At 71.7% G+C, this 17377-nt stretch carries 22 protein-coding genes and 1 tRNA gene; 7 read left to right on the top strand and 16 right to left on the bottom strand.

The genetic code is table 11. The features are described 5' to 3' along the window. The 3 genes from E1300_RS17040 to E1300_RS17030 all read right to left on the bottom strand — a co-directional run. A partial coding sequence (locus E1300_RS17040; RefSeq protein WP_242619196.1) for a Stp1/IreP family PP2C-type Ser/Thr phosphatase occupies positions 1-842 on the bottom strand: 842 nt, incomplete at its 3' end. Then, entirely contained in the window at positions 839-1345 is a 507-nt protein-coding gene (locus E1300_RS17035) for an FHA domain-containing protein FhaB/FipA (protein WP_131757987.1), read from the bottom strand. The genes E1300_RS17035 and E1300_RS17040, both read right to left, overlap by 4 nt. Before the next feature lie 11 nt (positions 1346-1356). Beyond that, positions 1357-2112, bottom strand: a complete 756-nt coding sequence (locus E1300_RS17030; RefSeq protein WP_131757986.1) for an FHA domain-containing protein — start codon at positions 2110-2112, stop codon at positions 1357-1359. A 127-nt stretch (positions 2113-2239) separates the two neighbouring features. Here E1300_RS17030 and E1300_RS17025 point away from each other — a divergent pair. Next, positions 2240-2322, top strand: a tRNA-Leu gene (locus tag E1300_RS17025). A gap of 284 nt (positions 2323-2606) precedes the next feature. Here the strand turns inward: E1300_RS17025 and E1300_RS17020 are convergent. Further along, a complete protein-coding gene (locus tag E1300_RS17020; protein ID WP_242619195.1) occupies positions 2607-3491 on the bottom strand; it encodes a LysR family transcriptional regulator in 885 nt (294 codons plus the stop codon). Positions 3492-3600: 109 nt separating this feature from the next. Between E1300_RS17020 and E1300_RS17015 the strand changes: the two genes are divergently transcribed. Both E1300_RS17015 and E1300_RS17010 read left to right on the top strand, forming a co-directional pair. Then, positions 3601-4047 (top strand): YybH family protein, encoded by a 447-nt coding sequence (locus tag E1300_RS17015; protein ID WP_131757985.1) that lies wholly within the window; start codon positions 3601-3603, stop codon positions 4045-4047. Positions 4048-4226: 179 nt separating this feature from the next. Beyond that, positions 4227-4487: a multicopper oxidase domain-containing protein gene (locus tag E1300_RS17010; protein WP_242619194.1), complete on the top strand. Its 261-nt coding sequence runs from the start codon at positions 4227-4229 to the stop codon at positions 4485-4487. A gap of 12 nt (positions 4488-4499) precedes the next feature. Here the strand turns inward: E1300_RS17010 and E1300_RS17005 are convergent, their stop codons facing one another. Next, complete coding sequence (locus tag E1300_RS17005) at positions 4500-5123, bottom strand: TetR/AcrR family transcriptional regulator (RefSeq protein ID WP_131757984.1); 624 nt, start codon at positions 5121-5123, stop codon at positions 4500-4502. Positions 5124-5235: 112 nt separating this feature from the next. On the opposite strand from E1300_RS17005, the gene E1300_RS17000 reads away from it, so the two are divergent. Then, on the top strand, positions 5236-5829 hold the full coding sequence (locus E1300_RS17000; protein WP_131757983.1) for an NADPH-dependent FMN reductase: 594 nt from the start codon (positions 5236-5238) through the stop codon (positions 5827-5829). A gap of 15 nt (positions 5830-5844) precedes the next feature. On the opposite strand, the gene E1300_RS16995 is transcribed toward E1300_RS17000, so the two are convergent. Then, positions 5845-6450, bottom strand: a complete 606-nt coding sequence (locus E1300_RS16995) for a TetR/AcrR family transcriptional regulator (RefSeq protein WP_131757982.1) — start codon at positions 6448-6450, stop codon at positions 5845-5847. Positions 6451-6592: 142 nt separating this feature from the next. Here E1300_RS16995 and E1300_RS16990 point away from each other — a divergent pair, with 142 nt between their 5' ends. Beyond that, positions 6593-7165, top strand: a complete 573-nt coding sequence (locus tag E1300_RS16990; RefSeq protein WP_131757981.1) for a hypothetical protein — start codon at positions 6593-6595, stop codon at positions 7163-7165. 77 nt (positions 7166-7242) lie between these two features. Here E1300_RS16990 and E1300_RS16985 read toward each other — a convergent pair whose 3' ends face one another. The 9 genes from E1300_RS16985 to E1300_RS16945 form a co-directional block, all read right to left on the bottom strand. Further along, positions 7243-8118: a sigma-70 family RNA polymerase sigma factor gene (locus E1300_RS16985; protein WP_131757980.1), complete on the bottom strand. Its 876-nt coding sequence runs from the start codon at positions 8116-8118 to the stop codon at positions 7243-7245. Continuing rightward, positions 8115-8507 carry a VOC family protein gene (locus E1300_RS16980; RefSeq protein ID WP_131757979.1) on the bottom strand — a complete coding sequence of 131 codons (393 nt, stop codon included), beginning with the start codon at positions 8505-8507 and terminating at the stop codon, positions 8115-8117. The genes E1300_RS16985 and E1300_RS16980 overlap by 4 nt, the downstream gene beginning before the upstream one ends. A 167-nt stretch (positions 8508-8674) precedes the next feature. Then, a complete protein-coding gene (locus E1300_RS16975; RefSeq protein ID WP_131757978.1) occupies positions 8675-9448 on the bottom strand; it encodes an ABC transporter permease in 774 nt (257 codons plus the stop codon). Beyond that, positions 9445-10422: an ATP-binding cassette domain-containing protein gene (locus tag E1300_RS16970; RefSeq protein WP_131757977.1), complete on the bottom strand. Its 978-nt coding sequence runs from the start codon at positions 10420-10422 to the stop codon at positions 9445-9447. Before E1300_RS16970 ends, E1300_RS16975 begins: the two co-directional genes overlap by 4 nt. Positions 10423-10448: 26 nt before the next feature. Beyond that, positions 10449-11111, bottom strand: a complete 663-nt coding sequence (locus E1300_RS16965) for a DUF4097 family beta strand repeat-containing protein (RefSeq protein ID WP_131757976.1) — start codon at positions 11109-11111, stop codon at positions 10449-10451. A gap of 210 nt (positions 11112-11321) precedes the next feature. Beyond that, entirely contained in the window at positions 11322-11954 is a 633-nt protein-coding gene (locus E1300_RS16960; protein WP_131757975.1) for a hypothetical protein, read from the bottom strand. 152 nt (positions 11955-12106) lie between these two features. Further along, positions 12107-12760 (bottom strand): response regulator, encoded by a 654-nt coding sequence (locus E1300_RS16955; protein ID WP_131757974.1) that lies wholly within the window; start codon positions 12758-12760, stop codon positions 12107-12109. Beyond that, entirely contained in the window at positions 12757-13962 is a 1206-nt protein-coding gene (locus E1300_RS16950; protein ID WP_131757973.1) for a sensor histidine kinase, read from the bottom strand. The genes E1300_RS16955 and E1300_RS16950 overlap by 4 nt, the downstream gene beginning before the upstream one ends. A 114-nt stretch (positions 13963-14076) precedes the next feature. Then, the gene (locus E1300_RS16945) at positions 14077-14685 is read right to left on the bottom strand and encodes a TetR/AcrR family transcriptional regulator (protein ID WP_131757972.1); all 609 of its coding nucleotides are present in this window, start codon (positions 14683-14685) and stop codon (positions 14077-14079) included. Between the two features lie 81 nt (positions 14686-14766). Here E1300_RS16945 and E1300_RS16940 point away from each other — a divergent pair, with 81 nt between their 5' ends. Then, positions 14767-15621, top strand: a complete 855-nt coding sequence (locus tag E1300_RS16940; protein WP_131757971.1) for an oxidoreductase — start codon at positions 14767-14769, stop codon at positions 15619-15621. Between the two features lie 31 nt (positions 15622-15652). On the opposite strand, the gene E1300_RS16935 is transcribed toward E1300_RS16940, so the two are convergent. Continuing rightward, positions 15653-16483, bottom strand: a complete 831-nt coding sequence (locus tag E1300_RS16935) for a helix-turn-helix transcriptional regulator (RefSeq protein WP_207399787.1) — start codon at positions 16481-16483, stop codon at positions 15653-15655. A 102-nt stretch (positions 16484-16585) separates the two neighbouring features. Between E1300_RS16935 and E1300_RS16930 the strand changes: the two genes are divergently transcribed. Continuing rightward, positions 16586-17356: an SDR family oxidoreductase gene (locus E1300_RS16930; RefSeq protein ID WP_131757969.1), complete on the top strand. Its 771-nt coding sequence runs from the start codon at positions 16586-16588 to the stop codon at positions 17354-17356. The last annotated feature ends 21 nt before the right edge of the window (positions 17357-17377 follow it).

Genomic DNA, 17377 nt, shown 5'->3' with positions numbered 1-17377 from the left:
GCCCGCCCGGCGGGCGTGTCGGCCTGGGTGGTGTTCGCGCCGCCGCCCGGCGGATCCGGCGGCGCCGTGTTGGCCGCCGCGCCCACCGCGCGCCCGGGACCGCCCGTCGGCGGCACCTGGCCGAGGTCGACCACGTCCGCGACCACGCAGGTGATGTTGTCGGGGCCGCCGCCCCGGTTGGCCAGGTCGATCAGCTGCCGGACGGCCTGCTCCGGATCGGCCACGTCCGTCAGCACCTGGAAGATCGTCTCCGCGGTGACGACGCCGGACAGCCCGTCCGAGCACAGCAGGTACCGGTCACCGATCTTCGCCTCGCGCAGCGACAGGTCGGGGTCGACCTCGCCGCGGCCGTCGAGCGCCCGCAGCAGCAGCGAGCGCTGCGGGTGCGACGCCGCCTCGTCCGGGCTGATGCGCCCCTCGTCGACGAGCGACTGCACCAGCGTGTGGTCGTGCGTGATCTGGAACAGGCTGCCGTCGCGCAGCAGGTAGGCGCGCGAGTCGCCGATGTGGACCAGCGCGACCTGGTTGCCCGCCCACAGCATCGCGGTCAGCGTCGTCCCCATGCCCTGGAGCGCGGGGTCGGACTCCACGATGCGGTGCAGGTTGTCGTTGGCGGTCTTGACCGTGTGCTCCAGCGCGGCGAGCAGCTCCGTCGCCGGCAGGTCCTTGTCGAGCCCCCGCAGCGCCTCGATGGCGGCGGCGCTCGCGATCTCGCCGCCGACGTGCCCGCCCATCCCGTCGGCCACCGCGAGCAGGTGCGCGCCCGCGTACGCCGAGTCCTCGTTGCCCTCGCGCAGCATGCCCACGTCGGAGCGCGCGGCGTAGCGGATTCCCAGAGTCATTTGCGCAGCTCGATCACGGTCTTGCCGATACGGACCGGTACGCCCGGCGGAACCGGCATCGGCCGGCTCACCTTCGTGCGTCCGAGATAGGTCCCATTGGTGGAGCCGAGATCTTCCACGATCCACTGACCGTCCTGCGCATAAAGTCGGGCATGCCGGCTCGAAGCGTAGTCGTCGGTCACGACGAGCGTGGCGTCATTCGCCCGACCGATGGTGATGGGCACCCCCGTGAGATCGATGACGGTGCCCGCCCGCTCGCCCTGGACGACGACGAGCTTCGTCGGGTGTCCGTGCTGGGCGCTGCGGGGCGGCTGCTGCGCGCGCGGCTTGGGCTGGTTGGACGCCTTCGCCGGCCGCGGCGGCTGGGAGGCCCGGTTCGCCGCCTTGGTGGCCGCCTTGGAGCCGAACAGGTCGGCCCTGATCACACCGACGGCCGCGATGACGAAGAGCCAGAGCACTGCGAGGAACGCCAGCTTGATCAGCGTGAGGGTGAATGGGGTCATCGGAGTCGGGGTTACTCCCTATCGCGGCGGAACACGAGTGTGGTGCGGCCCATCGTGACGCGCGAACCGTCGACCAGCGTGACCCGCCGGATCGGCTGACCGTTCACGAAGGAGCCGTTGGTCGACCCTAGATCCACGAGCACGATTTCGGGACCTTCTACGCGGATCTCGGCATGGTGCCGGGACACGCCGGGATCGACGAGACGCAGGTCGCAGTCGGTGCCGCGGCCCAGCAAGGTGACCGGAGTGGTGATCTCGTACGTGCGCTGTGTCGTGTCGGAGCCCTCCACCGCCGTCGTCACCAGCAGCCGCGGATGGCCGCCGAACGCCCCGCCCCGGCCGCCCTGCGGCACGTCGCTCACCGGCTGGCGGATCTCCCCGCCCTCGACGGTCGAGCCCCTGATGACACCGGACCTGATGCGGAACATGCCCGTGGCGAGATCACCGGCGTTCTCGAACCGCACCCGCACCGGACCCACGAAGGAGTACCCCTGCTCCTTCGCGTACTCCCGCGCGAGGTTCGCCAGCTCCTGGCTCAGGCTGTCGGCGTACACCTGCAGCCGCTGCCCGTCCTGCTGAGAGATCTCGACGACGAAGTCGTTCGGGACCAGCGTGCGGCCCTGTGCCACGATCGCGGCCCGATCGTCCATCTCGCGCTGCACAGCACTGGCCACCTCGACCGGCTGGAGCTCGGACTTGAAGGCCCGGGCGAAGGCTCCTTCGACCATGCCCTCGAGCCGTCGCTCGAAGCGCTGAATGACGCCCACGGGCACCTCCCTTCCCCACTGGTAGACGATCGTATCGGTGCGGAGGTTCGCTCGAAGTATCTGGATACCTAACCACCTCCCGCACCGTGCTAGCCTTTTCGAGCGCCCGGAAACGGGACGGCACCCTGGGCGGGTGGCGGAACGGCAGACGCGCACGGTTCAGGTCCGTGTGTCCGAAAGGATGTGAGGGTTCAAATCCCTCCTCGCCCACTTCGGGGTGATGACGCAGGTCCTCCCCTAACACTGACGGAACGAGCCCCCACGCGACAAGCGGCGGGGGCTTCCGTGCTTCCGAGGGGTTCCGGGACGCCGGCCCGGTCTGGGCGGGCCCGGAGTTCGAGGCCGGGCGCGTCGCTGAGCGCGCGGATCAGCGCGGCGTCCAGTTCGCCCGAGCGGACGGCGGCCAGCCGCTCGGGCAGGCCCAGACAGCGGGAACGAACCTGGAGCCGCAACGCCGCGGCGGCCGGCGAGCACTCGTCCCTCCCATGGCGTGTTCAGCCGCGGGCGGTCCAGTTCCAGTCGGTGATCGTGGTGCGCAGGAGGCGGGCCGCGGTGGACAGGTGGCCGTCGGTGGCCCAGTAGAGGTTCACGGTGCGGCGGGAGCCGGGGTCGTCGATGGGGATCCAGGCGAGCGGGGCGCGGGTGGTGCTGCGGCGGGCGTAGGCGGGGACGAGGCCGATGCCCAGGCCCGCGCTGATCAGGTCGGAGATCGCGCTGTGCTCGTCGCTCTCGCACACGATCTTGGGGGTGAGGCCGTGCGCCGCGAAGAGCCGATCGAGCAGCCGGCGCAGCCAGTGACCGCTGCGGGCGGTGACGAAGGACTGGTCGGCGAGTTCGTCGATGGTCACCGACGCGCGGCTCGCCAGGGGATGGTCGAGGGGGACGGCCGCTCCGACCTCGTCCTCGAACAGCCGCGCCGATTGGAGTCCCGGGTGGTGGATCGGCTGCGAGGCGACGCAGAGATCGATCTCCTGGGCGCGCAGGCGGCGGGCCATGTCCTCGGGCGGGGACCAGTGGAGCTGGATCTCGGCGGCGGGATGGGAGCGCTTGAAGGCCGCCAGCGGCGCGGTGAGGGTGAGGAAGGTTTCCGAGGCCAGCCGCACCGCGCCCAGGCCCTGGGTCGTGGCCTCGGTGACGGCGCGCCGTCCCGCCTCCAGCTCACCGAGGGCGCGTTCGACGTGGTCGCGGAAGATCCTGCCGGTGTCGTTGAGCCGGAGCCGGCCGCTGCGGTCGAACAGCGGGACGCCCAGTTCGGCCTCCAGCCTGGCGATGGTGCGGCTCAGCGACGGCTGGGCGACGCGCAGTTCCTCGGCGGCCCGGCTGAGGTGCTCCAGCCGCGAGACCACCAGGAACTGCCGGAGCGCGTTCAACTCCATCATGCCTCCCGAGTCATAGCCTCATAGCAATATAGATCTTGGACGGGATAGCTCAGCGGTCATAACTTCGTGGTGTGAGAAGCCGAGAGGCCACCACGAAGGGAGCAGTCCGATGACACTGTCCACGCACCGCGAGGCGGACGAGATCGAGATCCGCCAGCAGATCGACGCGATCGTCGGAGCCGTGGGGTCCAAGGACCTCGAAGGGCTCAAGCGGGTCTACACGCCGGAGATCGTGTCCTTCGACATCGACCCGCCGCTCCAGCACCTCGGCATCGAGGCGAAGGCCCGGAACTGGGCGAACGTGTTCACGGTCTTCGAGACCGTGACCTACCAGGTCCGGGACCTGACCCTCACCGTGGGCGAGGACGTCGCCTTCGGGCACGCCTTCGCCCGCCTCAGCGGCACGTTGCGGAACGGGACGGCCACCGACGGCATGTGGGTCCGGGTCACCTACGGGCTGCGGAAGATCGACAGTACCTGGCTGATCGCCCACGACCAGGTCTCCGTGCCCCTGGACATCGCGTCCGGCAAGGGAGTGACCGACCTCCACCCCTGACAGCCCGCTGCGGTACCACACCCATGGAGACGACCATGAGCGCCATTCCCGCGCCCGCCGCGCTCTCCGACTACCTGACCGGCACCTGGAAGGCCGACCCGGGGTCATCGGCGGCGACCTGACGTTGCACGGCGTCACCCGCTGGGTGGACCCTGCGGGCCGTCGTCAGCGCGCACGTGGTGGCGATCTTCGGCCAGCCGGTGTTCGCCGACGTGCACCATCCCGTCCATCTGCACCTGGTCGGGTTCCGGGTGCTGTCACGTGGCGGCAGGCGCCCATTGCCTCACGACGCGGGTCTCAAGGACACCGTCTCGCTCCGGCCCGGCGAAGCAGCGGAGATTATTACGCGCTTCGACGGCTACCGCGGCCGCTACCTCTTCCACTGCCACAACGCCGAGCACGAGGACATGGGGATGATGGCCAACTTCGAAATCGTCTGATGGCCGGTGCCTTCAGCGCTTGCGGTAGTACGTCAGGAACATGTCGACTCCCCTGGTGATGAGGTCATCGGTGAACTGGGGGTCGAGCTTCTCGCCGTAGGCGCTGTGCACGATGTGGGGGTACAGCACCAGCGCGTAGAACTGGACGAGCGCCAGGTCCATGTCGGGGATGTCCAGGTCGTCGCGGGCGCCGAGCGCGGCGGCCAGCGGTTCGGCGAACCGGTCGGGCCCCTGCTCGCGCCAGGCGCGGCCGAGGTCGGGGAAGCGCCGGGCCTCGGCGGTGATCAACGCACGCAGGGCCAGCACCTCGGGCTGGGCGATGCCCTCGACCCACTCGCGCGCGGTGGCGGTCAGGATGTCCTCAAGGTCGCCGGTGCGCAGGCGCTCGCCCATGGCGCGGACGGTCCGCCCGAGGGCCTGTTCGAGCGCGTCGGTCACCACCTCGTTGAACAGCTCCTCCTTGCTGGCGAAGTGGTTGTAGACGGTCACCTTGGACACGCCGGCCTCGGCGGCGATGTGATCCATTCCGGCGCTGAAGCCCTGCTCCAGGAACCGCCGGCGGGCCGCGCGGACGATCGCGGCCCGCTTGCGCGCCGCGCGCTCTCCCGTCGGGACCCGCCTGCTCGTCGTCGTCATGCGGCCATCTTATCTGAACTGTACTGTTGAGTTCAGATGTACTGTTCTGTACAGTTCAGTTAGTCGCGCGGTGCGACCGCCGACAGGTCCCAACGGATGGAGAGGAAGCGAGATGAGGAACGAGCTCACGATCCTGGGCATCTCCGGAAGCCTTCGCGCCGGCTCCCACAACACCGCCTTACTGCGGGCCGCCCGGATGCACACGCCACCGAGCATCGACCTGGAGATCTACGACGGGCTGCGTGACATCCCGCCGTACGACATGGATTTGGACACCCCCGACCGCAGGCCCGCGGCCGCGCAGGACCTGCGCGACCGGATCACCGAGGCCGACGGCCTGCTGATCGCGACGCCGGAGTTCAACTACTCCGTCCCCGGCGTGCTGAAGAACGCCATCGACTGGGTCAGCACCGACTGGACCGGCACCGAAGGGGAACCGCTGCGCCGCAAGCCCATCGCCATCGCCGGCGCCGCCCCCACCGGCTTCGGCTCGGTGCGCGCCCAGCTCGCGTTGCGCCAGGTGTTCATCTGGCCCGACTCGGACGTCGTCGCCCAGCCCGAGCTCATCGTCCACCGCGCTCACGAGCGCTTCGACCCGGACGGCAACCTCGTCGACACGACCACCGTCAAGCTGCTGCGGGGCCTGCTGAACGCCCTCGCCGCCAAGATGGAGGCCTACGCGCGAACCAGGGTGAAGGCCGCCTGACGGCCGCGGTGCGGCTCAGTCGACCGGCGCCGCCTGGAGGCGGCTCTGCACGATGCCTTCGACTCCTTGCAGGAAGGTGTCGGCGATCAGCGCCGGGTCGAAGAGGCAGCCCGCCGCCATGGCGCCGTCCCTCAGCATGACCAGGTGGCGCCCGTCGGCGTCCGCGGGGGCGTCGCCGATGCGCGCCAGCAGGTCGGTGACCGTGTCGAGGAACCACTGCCGGTGCCGCAGGACGGTCTGGTGGACCGGATGGGCCGGGTCGGGGAACTCGGCCGCCGCGTTGAGGAAGGCGCACCCCCGGAACCCCTGGGACTGGATGCCCTCGGCGATGGATCTGGCGACCGCGCGTACGGCCTCGACGGGCGAGCCGGAGGCCGCCTGGGCGGCGGCGACCTGGCCGCGCATCATCTCGTCGGCCCGATCGAGGTAGGCCAGGACGAGGTCCTCCTTGCCCGCGAAGTGCCGGTAGAGCGTCGCCCGGGTCACTTGGGCCTCGGCAATGATCCGGTCGACCCCGACGGAGTGGATCCCCTCCGTGTAGAAGATCCGCGTCGCCGTGTCGAACAGTCGCGAGCGCGCTTCGGAGACCTTGCCGTTGCCGTCGGCGGCGTTGCGCGTCATGGCCTCAGTGTACGCCGTGAGGGAGAACGTTCGTTCTTGACATAACGATGCTCTGGCACTCATGATGGCCAAAGAGACAGAACGTTCTCCCTCAGGCTGGATCTCCGATCCGGTCATCTCCTCCGCCCAGGAAGGCACTCGCATGGACACCCTCACCGAACGCGCCTCCGCTCCGTCCGGCGCGCCCGCGACTCTGCGCAGGCTCTACCTGCTGCGCTTCGCGTTCGCCGCCGTGTGGGCCGGGCTGCTGTTCGCGACCGCGTCGAAGCTGGGACCGGCGAGTGCGGTCCTGCTGGTGATCTATCCCCTGTTCGACGTGGCGGCGGCGGTCGTGGACGTCCGGTCCGCCAAGGCCAGTGGCGGCCCGGTCCGGGGCCTGTACGCCAACATCGCGCTCAGCACGCTGACCGGCATCGGTCTGGCTCTGGCCGCGATGTCCGGCATACCCGCCGTCCTGCGCGTCTGGGGTGCCTGGGCCATCACCGCGGGGCTCGTCCAGCTCGTCGTCGGCGCCCTCCGCCGCCGGCTGGGAGGCCAGTGGGCGATGATCGTCAGCGGCGCCATCTCCACCGTCGCCGGCGCCTCGTTCGTCGCGCAGGCCGGTGGCGATGACGCGTCGCTGCGCAATCTCGCCGGTTACGCCCTCCTCGGCGGCGTGTTCTTCCTCGTTTCCGCGCTTCGCATCACGCGGGACGACGCCGGTGCGGCGGGCTGATCTCCGGACCGGCCCGATCGGTCGCAGCGATCGGGCCGCGGCCGCCGGACGTGCCGCAACGGCCTCGAAGGCACCGCTCAGGCCGGGGCGGACAGGTGGATCGAGGCGAGTTTGGCTGGATCGACGACGATGTGGATGCCGGTGATCCGGCGTTCGATGACGGTGAAGGCGATGACGGACAACGGGGTTCCGTCGGAGCGCCAGGACATGTGGCCCGGGACGCCGTTGACCAGCACGGGACGGTGGCGGGCGGCCTGGCCGGAGAACATGCGGGCGCCGGAGGCGACCTCGGTGGCGCCGAGGGTGACGACCACGCCGCCGGGGGTGTCGACGGTCAGCTTCACGTCCGGGTCCAGGACGCGCAGGAGCGCTTCGAAGTCGCCGCCGAGGGCGGCGGCACGGAAGGCCCGGACGGCCTCGCGGTGATCGCGGCCGGGGTCCGCCGGCCGGCCCGCGGCCCGGACCTTGCGGCGGGCGCGGCTGGCGGTCATCTTGGCGGCGCCGGCCGAACGGCCCAGGATCTGGCCGATCTCGTGAAACGGCACCGCGAACATGTCGTGCAGGACGAACGCCAGGCGCTCGCTCGGGGTGAGCGAGTCGAGCACGACGAGCAGGGCGAGGCCGACCGAGTCGGCCAGCGCCACCTGCTCGTCCGGTGCGGGGTCGTCGGCGGGTGTGACCACCAGGTCCGTGAACCGTTGACCGTAGGCGGCTTCGGGGTGGGCCTGGCGGGATCTCAGGAGGTCGAGGCTGATCCGTCCGACGACGGTGGTCAGCCAGCCCGCCAGGTTGGCGATGGTCGCCTCGTCCTGGCGGACGAGGCGCATCCAGGCTTCCTGCACGACGTCCTCGGCGTCGGCGTGCGAGCCCAGCACACGGTAGGCGACGGCGCGCAACCGGTCGCGCTGGGCTTCGAACGCCTCGGTCACGAGGTCGGAGGGACGGGCGGTCACCGGGTGCGCGGCTGCCGGAACGAGATCCGGTTCCCGTCGGGGTCCACGGCCTCGGCGCGGACCCCGAACGGGTAGTCCACCGGTTCGGGGTCGGTGAAGGTGACGCCGCGCCGCCGCAGGACCTCGAAGTCCTCGCGCAGATCGCCGGATTCGAGGACCAGCACGCCGGGCGCCGCGCTCCCGCCCGCCTCGTCCGGGCTTCCGGCGGCCTTCTCGTCCGGCCACAGGATGATCCGCACCGGGTGGTCGGGGACGCCGACGGCGAGGAAACGGCCGTCCGGCCCCGAGTAGTCGATCTGCTTCTCCAGTCCGAGCGCGCCGGTGTAGAACTCCAGCGCGCGGTCCTGGTCGGTGACGTGGACCGTCACGAACATGATGCCGTTGATCATTTGTCCTCGCTTCACTCGCCGGTGCGACGGCCGTCGATCCGGTCGTCACCCCCATGACGAGTGCCGGCGGGAGAAGGTAACAGGAGCGCGTGCCCGAGCTCTGACACCGGAAAGGGCTCAGGGCCGGCAGACCGGGTGGTCTGGCGGCCCTGGTGGGCGGGTCATGGTCAGGCCTTGTTGAAAGTGTGCTTGGCCCAGAGGTAGGAGGCGGCGGCGATGCCGGCGCACCAGGCGGTGGCGATGGCTCCGTCGTGGCCGATCGGGGAGCCGAGGAGCAGGCCGCGGAGGGTCTCCATGATCGGGGTGAAGGGCTGGTACTCGGCGAACCAGCGCAGGGCGGTGGGCATGGAGTCGGTGGGGACGAAGCCGGAGCCGAGGAAGGGCAGCAGGATCAGGGGCATGGGGGCGTTGCTGGCCGCCTCGGGGCTGGAGGCGTTCAGGCCGAGCGCGACCGACAGCCAGGTGATCGCGACGATGAACAGGGTGAGCAGGCCGAGGGCGGCGAGCCACTCGACGGGGGTCGCGTCGGGCCGGAAGCCGATCGCCAGGGCGATGCCGACGAGGACGGCCATGCCGAGGAGCTGCTGGACGACGCTGCCGACGACGTGGCCGGTCAGGACGGCGGGCCGCCAGATGCGCATGGTGCGGAAGCGGGCGATGACCCCCTCGGTCATGTCGGTGGCGACCATCACGGCGGTGCCGGTCGCGGCCGTCGCCGCGGCCATGAGCAGGATGCCGGGCAGCACGTAGTTGACGTAGGTGCCCCGGCCGCCGCCGAGCCCGCCGCCGAGGGTGCCGCCCAGGACGTACACGAACAGCAGCAGCAGGATCACCGGCGTGACGACGAGCTGGATGGTCATGGACGGGTAGCGGATCAGCCGCTTGAGCTGGCGGCGGACCATCGTCGAGGAGTCGCGGGCGGCGAGGGCGAGGGTGCTCATCGGGTGGTCTCCGTGTGCTGCGGGCCGGTCTGCCGGCCAGTGAGGGTGAGGAAGACGTCGTCGAGGTCGGGGGTGTGCACGGACAGGCCGGCCGGTTCGATGCCGGCCCCGTCCAACCGGGCCAGCAGGTCGCGCAGGGACGCGACACCGCCGTCGGAGGGGACCTGGAGGGTGAGCCGGTCGTCGTCGGACGGGTCCACGAAGCCCTCGCCGAGCGCGGCGAGCGCGGCGCCGAGGGCGGCGTCGTCGGTGAACCGCAGCGACACGTGACCGCCGGGGATGAGCCGCTTCAGCTCGTCGGCGGTGCCTTCGGCGATCAGGCGGCCGTGGTCGAGCAGCGCGATGCGGTCGGCGAGCTGGTCGGCCTCTTCGAGGTACTGGGTGGTGAGGAAGATGGTGACGCCGCCGGCGACGAGGTCGCGGACGATGCCCCACATGGTGCGGCGGCTGCGGGGGTCCAGGCCGGTGGTGGGCTCGTCCAGGAAGATCAGGCGGGGGTCGCCGACCAGGGTCATCGCCAGGTCCAGCCGGCGGGCCATGCCGCCGGAGTAGGTGGAGGCGGGCTTGCCGGCGGCCTCGACCAGGTCGAAGCGCTCCAGCAGTTCGGCGGCCTTCCGCTTGCCGTCGCGGCGGGACAGGTGCTTCAGGTCGGCCATGAGGAGCAGGTTCTCCTCGCCGGTGAGCAGCTTGTCGACGGCCGAGTACTGGCCGGTGACGCCGATCGCGCCGCGCACGTCGTCGGGCCGCCGGTTCAGGTCGTGGCCCGCGACCCGGACCTCGCCGCCGTCCGCCTGGATCAGGGTGGACAGGATCTGCACGGTCGTGGTCTTGCCGGCGCCGTTGGGGCCGAGCAGCGAGAAGATCGTTCCTTCGGGGACGGCCAGGTCGACGCCGTCGAGCACGACCTTCTCGCCGTTCTTCTTGTCGCGGTAGGACTTGCGCAGCCCGGTCGCCGCGATGGCCAGGTCCGTCATGGGACTCTCCTTCTTCGGGACGCGGATCAGAGGCTGCGGGCGGCGATGTCGCCGTGGCTGGTCGTGGCGCGGATGGTCAGGCCGGCGGTGCCGTCGTTCTTCAGGGAGTTGCTGACGCGGCCGTGGGAGGTGCCGGCGTCCAGGGCGGCCGAGACGCCGGTGGCGGCGCCGACCGAGATGTCGCCGGACAGGGTGGACAGCGTCACCTCGCCGCCGGTGGCCTCGGTGACGCGGATGTCGCCGCGCTGGGTGCTGATCTCGGCGGGACCGTGCAGGCGGCCGATCTCGACGTCGCCGTCGGTGGCCGCCAGGTGCGCGCCGGCGGCTTCGTCGATCTTGATGTGGCGGTAGGCGCCGGTGAAGGCGAGCCGGCCCAGGCGGCCGACGCCGCGCAGCTCGGTGGCGGCCGCGCTGCCCTGGACCTCGGATCCGGCGGGCAGCTGGACCGTCACCTCCACCGAGCCCGACGGCCCCAGCGGCGAGCGGCCCGCCGGGGCCGCCACGCGCAGCACGCCGTCGGCGAACTCGACCGTGGTCTGCTCGGCGGCCTTGGCGTCGCGGCCCTTCCCGGCGCCGGCCGGCCGGACCTCGACCACGGTGTCGGTCCGGTCGGCGGCGATGAGCTGGACCCGCCCGGAGGGGACGTCCAGGACGGCGGTGATCGGGGCGGGGGTGGCGAACGTGTGCATCAGGAGCTCCCTTGCGTTGTGGTGCTTCTCGTTTCTGACAAAGCAAACGCTACGTTGCATTCACAGAAGCGGCAACAAGCTTGTAGCTCTATAAGTGCATCTCTGCACTTCAATCGCCACTAATTGTTGCAACGGTTCTGATGGTTAATGCAACAAGGAGCTGCTGATCATTGCAATGGGTGAAGGTGAACGCTATGGCGGCGGTCGCGGTCAGGCCGCCGCGCGAGCCTTGGTGCCGGGGCGCGCGGGGGAGGCCGGTGTCCGCTCCCGGGTGAACGGGACGAGCGCCAACCAGATCAGCGCCGCGCCCGCCGGAAGCAGGTCGAGGTCGAGCGTGATGGCGACGAAGCCGAGGGCGACCAGGACGGGGCTCAGCGCGGCGACCGCCTTCCGTCCGGGGGTGACGACCGCGAACTGGATGAGCAGCGCGAGCAGGCCGAGCATGAAGAACACCGGGCCGATCTCGTAGACCGCCTGGGGGAGCACGGCGGGGACGTCCGCGTACCGGTCGGAGAGCATGCTCTTCTCGGCCGGGTTCGCGGCGCGGAGGCCGACGACGATGTCGACGAGCGCGACGCGGACGAACGTGACGAGCCCAAGGGCGGCGGCCGTCGCCGCGACGCCCGTCGTGATCCGGCGTGCGGTGCCGCCGGGCAGCGCCCGGAGACGGAAGTACAGGCCCGCGATCACCCCGCCGTACAGCAGGAGGGAGCCGAGGAAGATCAGATGGCCCGTGGTCCAGGCCGGGCCCGGGCCGTGCTGCCCGTCGCGGCCGTCGATGAGCCGGACGACGCCGTACGCGAGCATGAGGGCGGGGGCGAGATGGAAGGCGATCCTGGTCATGAGGGTTCTCCCGGAGTTCGAGGTCGGCGTTTCCACGTTCTCGATCTTCGGGAGAGCGGAGGCCGGGCGGATCGCCGCCGCGAGCGGTCTTCGGGCATCGGCGGCGCGGGGGAGGAACCGGGAGCGACTCCCCCGCGCGGCGGATGCCGTCCTCAGGAGGGCTCGATCAGCCGGGTCTCGTACGCCGCGATCACGGCCTGGACGCGGTCGCGGAGGCCGAGCTTGGCCAGGACGTTGCTCACGTGGGTCTTCACGGTGTGCTCGCTGACGACCATGGCCGCGGCGATCTCCGCGTTCGACAGGCCGCGGCCGAGGAGGCGCAGGGTCTCGCGCTCGCGCCCGGTCAGGACGGCCAGGCGGTCGGAGGCGATCGCTCCGGCGCGCGGACGGTTGCGCGTGATGTCGGAGATGAGCCGGCGGGTGACGGCGGGCGCGAGCAGCGACTCCCCCGCCGCCACCACCCGGACCGCGTGCACGAGGTCGTCGCGGCGCACGTCCTTGAGCAGGAAGCCGCTCGCGCCGGCGTAGAGCGCGTCGTAGACGTAGTCGTCCTGGTCGAACGTGGTGAGCATGATCGCGCGGGTGCGGGTGCCGGCGCACACGGCCTTCGCGGCCTCGATGCCGTCCACGCCGGGCATGCGGATGTCGAGCAGCACGACGTCGGGGTCGTGCTCGCCCACGGCGGCGATCGCGGCGGCGCCGTCGCCCGCCTCGGCGACCACCTCGATGTCGGGCTGCGCGTCCAGGATCATCGCGAAGCCGCTGCGGACGAGTTCCTGGTCGTCGGCGAGCACCACGCGGATCACGCGGTCACCGCCGCGGCGTAGGGGAGGCGTGCCGAGACCCGGAAGCCGCCGCCCGGCAGGGGACCGGCCTCGGCCGTGCCGCCGCAGGCGAGGACGCGTTCGCGGATGCCGATGAGGCCGTCGCCGCCGCGCCGCCAGCCCGGGTCCGCTCCGTCGCGGCCCTGCCCGTCGTCGGTCACCGTGATCTCCAGTTCGTGGTCGGTCCAGTGCAGGCGGACCTCGGCCGCCCGCGCGCCGGCGTGCTTCACCGTGTTGGTGAGCGCCTCCTGCACGACGCGGTACGCCGCCAGGTCGGCGTCGGACGGGAGGTCGCGGCTCGCGCCCTCGACCGTGAGGCGCACGCGGACCTGGGTGCGGTCGACGTGCTCGACCAGGCCGGGGAGCGCGCCGATGGTCGGCAGCGGCGCGCGGACGCCGTGGTCCTGCTCCTCCTTGAGGACGCCCAGCATGCGGCGCAGCTGGGCCATCGCGTCCCGGCCCGCGTCGGCGATGGCGTCGAAGACCCGTTCGGCCTGGTCCGGGTCGGTGTGGACCACCACCGGGCCGGCCTCGGCCTGGACGACCATGATGCTGACGGCGTGCGCGAGGACGTCGTGCATGTCGCGGGCGATGCGGGCCCGTTCCTCCGCCGCGGCGCGCGCCGCCTCGGCCTCGCGCTCGCGTTCGAGCGCCTCGCGTTCGCGTTCGAGCTGCGCGGAGCGCTCCACGAGCGCGTCCGACCGCTCCCGCCCGGTCCGCGCGAGGGTGCCGAGGAGGAACGCCGTCATGGGCAGGAGCAGCGTGAACATGAACTCGCCCGCGTCGTTGCTCTTGACCAGCAGCGCGCCGGGCGGGGTCGAGGCCACGATCGCGCCGATGAAGCCCCAGCGCTGCCAGCGGTGCCGGCCGAGGTCCGCGAGCGTGTAGATCGCCACCAGCGCGCCGTACTGGAGCGTCTGGCCGGGCCGGTGGTGCAGCGACACCCCCATGGCGAAGCACGCCACGACCAGCGCGACCGCGAACGGCGCGCGCCGCCGCCAGACGAGCGGGACGACGGTGCCGAGGTTGACCAGCACGCCGAGCGGCGTCACCTCCGGCGCCGTGGCGAACGGCACGAACACCGGGACGGCGACCGCGGCCGCGACGAGGACGTCCACGAGGCGGCCGTCGCCCGCGCGCCACCGCGAGGGCGCGAGGGAACCGAAACGGGAGTGATCCGACATTCGCTCAGTATCAGCCGGTAGGGGGCATGTCCGCCTCGGTCGCGCGAGGGATCTCGCGGGCTCGGCGACCGGTTCGGCGACCGGTTCGGCGGACGTGCGCGCGGAGCAGCCCGGTCAGCGGGGAAGCGCGAGGCGCTCGGCGGCCCGGACGACGCCGGCGCGGCGGCGGGCCCGCTCGTCCGGGTCGGCGGCGTCGGTGCCGGTGAGCATCCAGGCGAGCTGCGGGACGGAGAACCACCAGGCCGCGAGCGCGATGATCGAGAACGTCAGGTGGGCGGGGTCGAGGGAGTCGTCGAGGACGCCGGCGCGCTGGGCCGCCGCGAAGGCCGCGACCTTGTCCCGGTAGTGCGCGGTGCGGCCGGCCTCCTCGGCGATGGACCGGCCGGCGCCGCCCCCGGCGTAGGCCAGCCCCTCCCATTGCAGCAGGCGGAGGAGGTGGGGATGGTCGGCGTGGTAGTCGAAGGAGCGGCCGGCGAACTCCCCGATGTCGGCGAGGCCCGCCTCCGGGACGGCCACGTCGGCGGCGAGCTTCTCCAGCTCGTCCTTGAGCACGGTGTCGAACAGGTTCTGCTTGTCGCCGAAGTACTTGTAGAGCCGCTCCTTGTTGATGCCCGCCCGCTCGGCGATGCGCGCCATCGTCGTCCCGTCCGGGCCGTGCTCGGCGAACTCCAGCGTCGCCGCCTCCTTGAGCCGGCGTTGCGTCCCCTCGATGTCCCAGGCCATGGACGCCATCCTATGGTTGCCAACTCCAACGTTGCGGTTGGTAAACTGGGGACACCGATACGACCTGAGGGGACGCGCACCATGGCCGACAGCCGAACGCTGACACTCGCCGGCGACCTGACGATCACCCGCATGGGCTACGGCGCGATGCAACTCGCCGGCCCGAACGTCTTCGGCCCGCCGAAGGACCGCGCCGAGGCGGTCGCGGTCCTCCGCGAGGCCGTCGAACTCGGCGTCACCCACATCGACACCAGCGACTTCTACGGTCCCGTGGTGGTGAACGAGATCATCAAGGAGGCCCTGCACCCGTATCCGGACGATCTGCGCATCGTCACCAAGGTCGGCGCGCGTCGCGGCGCCGACGGCAGCTGGAACCCCTCGCTGACGCCGTCCGACCTCCGGGCGCAGGTCGAGGAGAACCTCGACCACCTCGGGCTCGACGTGCTCGACGTCGTGAACCTGCGCCTGTCCGTCCACAACACCGGGGACGAGTCGCTGGCGGAGGAGTTCGGCGCGCTCGTCGAGATGCAGAAGGAGGGGCTGATCCGCCACCTCGGGCTGAGCGCCGCCTCGATGCGGCAGTTCGACGAGGCCCGGTCGATCGCGCCGATCGTGACGGTGCAGAACGAGTACAACATCGTCAATCGGCAGGACGACGCCCTCGTCGACCGGTGCGCGGCCGAGGGCATCGCCTACGCGCCGTTCTTCCCGCTGGGCGGATTCACCCCGCTCCAGTCGCAGACGCTGGCCGCCGTCGCCGCCCGCCTGGACGCGACGCCGCACCAGGTCGCCCTGGCCTGGCTGCTGCACCGGTCCCCGACGATCGCCCTGATCCCGGGCACCTCGTCCCGCGCCCACCTGCGGGAGAACATCGCCGCCGCCGATCTGGAACTGCCCGCGGACGCGCTGGCCGAGCTCGACGCGATCGCCGGTTGACGAACGGCGCCCTCCCCGGCGGTCCGGACGCTCAGGACCGCCGGGCCGAGGTGGCGGCGAGCGAGCCGAGGAGCCGCAGGGCCTCGCTGCTCGCCGAGCCGGGCTCCGCGTGGTAGACGACGAGCTCCTGGCCGGGGCTGGACCGCACGTCGAAGGTCTGCATCGACAGCGTCAGCGGCCCGACCTCGCGGTGGTGGAACCGCTTGCTCTCCAGCGCCTTGCCGCGGGCGTCGTGCCGGGCCCACAGCTCGGCGAACTCGGGGCTCTGCGCCAGGAGCTCGGTGAGCACCTGCCGCATCCTCGGGTCGTCGGGCGCCTGGCCGTGGCCGAGCCGGAACCCGGCCGCGGAGTTGCGGGCGACGTCGTGCCAGTCGCGGTAGAAGGTCCGCGCGGCGGGCTCGGTGAAGACGACGTGCATGAGGTTGCGCGAGTGCGACCAGTCGTGGAAGAGCGCGTCGGCGATCGCGTTCGAGGCGAGCACGTCGTAGGCGCGGTTGTAGACGATGGCGGGGTTGTCCGGCCACGCGGACATGAGCTGGAGCAGGCTCGGATCGACGCGGTCGTGCACGGCGGCGGTCCGGGGGCGCGGGGCGAGCCCGGCCATGCGGAACAGATGCAGGCGGCCGTCCTCCGGTAGCCGCAGGGCGGCGGCCAGGGCGTCGACCACCTGCGCCGACGGCGTCCGCTCCCGTCCCTGTTCGAGGCGGATGTAGTAGTCGGCGCTGACCCCGGCCAGCGCCGCCACCTCCTCGCGCCGCAGGCCGGGCACCCTGCGGTGCCCCGTGCTGGGAAGCCCGGCCTGCTCGGGCGTGACCTGGCCCCGCCGGGCCCTCAGGAAGTCGCCGAGCTCAGAGGACGTCATGCCCGCCATGGTAGGCAGCGGGCCGCCGTGCTTCCTGGGTGCGCTGCTCCCAGGAGGAAGGCGCCCTTCCTCATGCCGCGCGGCTCGGCGAGGGTCGCGGACATGTCTACGAACCGAACCGAGGCCGGAGCCTCGGAGGAACGCAAGGTCGTCCTCGTCACCGGGGCCAGCAGCGGCATCGGCGAGGCCGTCGCCGCCCGGCTGGCGGCCGAAGGGCATCACGTCGTGGCGGGCGCGCGGCGGACCGACCGCCTCGACGCCCTCGCCGAGCGCACCGCGCAGGCCGCCGCCCGCAGCGGCGGGAGCCTGCGCCCGGTGCGGCTCGACGTCACCGACCGCGCGGACCTCGACGCCTTCGTGAAGGCCGCCCGCGACCGCCACGGACGGGTCGACGTGCTCGTGAGCAATGCCGGGGTCATGCCCCTGTCGCGGCTGGACTCCCTGCTCGTCGACGAGTGGGACCGCATGATCGACGTGAACGTCCGCGGGCTGCTGTACGGCATCGCCGCGGCGCTGCCCGTCTTCGGCGCGCAGGGCGGCGGCCACTTCGTCACGGTCGCGAGCGTCGGTGCCCACGAGGTCGTGCCGACCAGCGCCGTCTACTCGGGCACCAAGCACGCCGCCTGGGCGATCACCGAGGGCCTGCGCCAGGAGTCCGACCCCTCGATCCGCGTCACGACCGTCTCCCCCGGCGTGGTCACCTCCGAGCTCGCCGACTCGATCACCGACCCCGGAGCTGCGGAGGCCATGCGCGCCTACCGGGCGCACGCGATGGAACCGGACGCCATCGCCGCCGCCGTCTCCTACGCCCTCGCGCAGCCGCCCGGCGTCGACGTCAACGAGATCGTCGTCCGGCCGTCCCGCCAGCGCTGACCCGCTTCCAGTAAGGACATC

It is taken from the genome of Actinomadura fibrosa (assembly GCF_900659615.1).
Lineage (GTDB): Bacteria > Actinomycetota > Actinomycetes > Streptosporangiales > Streptosporangiaceae > Spirillospora > Spirillospora fibrosa.
The sequence above is the reverse complement of the archived record's forward strand: the minus strand, read 5'-3'. Positions and strand labels throughout refer to the sequence as shown.

Coding starts and splice junctions, on each gene's coding strand:
- E1300_RS17035 (WP_131757987.1), bottom strand. CDS start 1,345: ATGACCCCATTCACCCTCACGCTGATCAAGCTGGCGTTCCTCGCAGTG.
- E1300_RS17020 (WP_242619195.1), bottom strand. CDS start 3,491: ATGATGGAGTTGAACGCGCTCCGGCAGTTCCTGGTGGTCTCGCGGCTG.
- E1300_RS17015 (WP_131757985.1), top strand. CDS start 3,601: ATGACACTGTCCACGCACCGCGAGGCGGACGAGATCGAGATCCGCCAG.
- E1300_RS17005 (WP_131757984.1), bottom strand. CDS start 5,123: ATGACGACGACGAGCAGGCGGGTCCCGACGGGAGAGCGCGCGGCGCGC.
- E1300_RS17000 (WP_131757983.1), top strand. CDS start 5,236: ATGAGGAACGAGCTCACGATCCTGGGCATCTCCGGAAGCCTTCGCGCC.
- E1300_RS16995 (WP_131757982.1), bottom strand. CDS start 6,450: ATGACGCGCAACGCCGCCGACGGCAACGGCAAGGTCTCCGAAGCGCGC.
- E1300_RS16990 (WP_131757981.1), top strand. CDS start 6,593: ATGGACACCCTCACCGAACGCGCCTCCGCTCCGTCCGGCGCGCCCGCG.
- E1300_RS16980 (WP_131757979.1), bottom strand. CDS start 8,507: ATGATCAACGGCATCATGTTCGTGACGGTCCACGTCACCGACCAGGAC.
- E1300_RS16975 (WP_131757978.1), bottom strand. CDS start 9,448: ATGAGCACCCTCGCCCTCGCCGCCCGCGACTCCTCGACGATGGTCCGC.
- E1300_RS16970 (WP_131757977.1), bottom strand. CDS start 10,422: ATGACGGACCTGGCCATCGCGGCGACCGGGCTGCGCAAGTCCTACCGC.
- E1300_RS16965 (WP_131757976.1), bottom strand. CDS start 11,111: ATGCACACGTTCGCCACCCCCGCCCCGATCACCGCCGTCCTGGACGTC.
- E1300_RS16960 (WP_131757975.1), bottom strand. CDS start 11,954: ATGACCAGGATCGCCTTCCATCTCGCCCCCGCCCTCATGCTCGCGTAC.
- E1300_RS16950 (WP_131757973.1), bottom strand. CDS start 13,962: ATGTCGGATCACTCCCGTTTCGGTTCCCTCGCGCCCTCGCGGTGGCGC.
- E1300_RS16945 (WP_131757972.1), bottom strand. CDS start 14,685: ATGGCCTGGGACATCGAGGGGACGCAACGCCGGCTCAAGGAGGCGGCG.
- E1300_RS16940 (WP_131757971.1), top strand. CDS start 14,767: ATGGCCGACAGCCGAACGCTGACACTCGCCGGCGACCTGACGATCACC.
- E1300_RS16935 (WP_207399787.1), bottom strand. CDS start 16,483: ATGACGTCCTCTGAGCTCGGCGACTTCCTGAGGGCCCGGCGGGGCCAG.
- E1300_RS16930 (WP_131757969.1), top strand. CDS start 16,586: ATGTCTACGAACCGAACCGAGGCCGGAGCCTCGGAGGAACGCAAGGTC.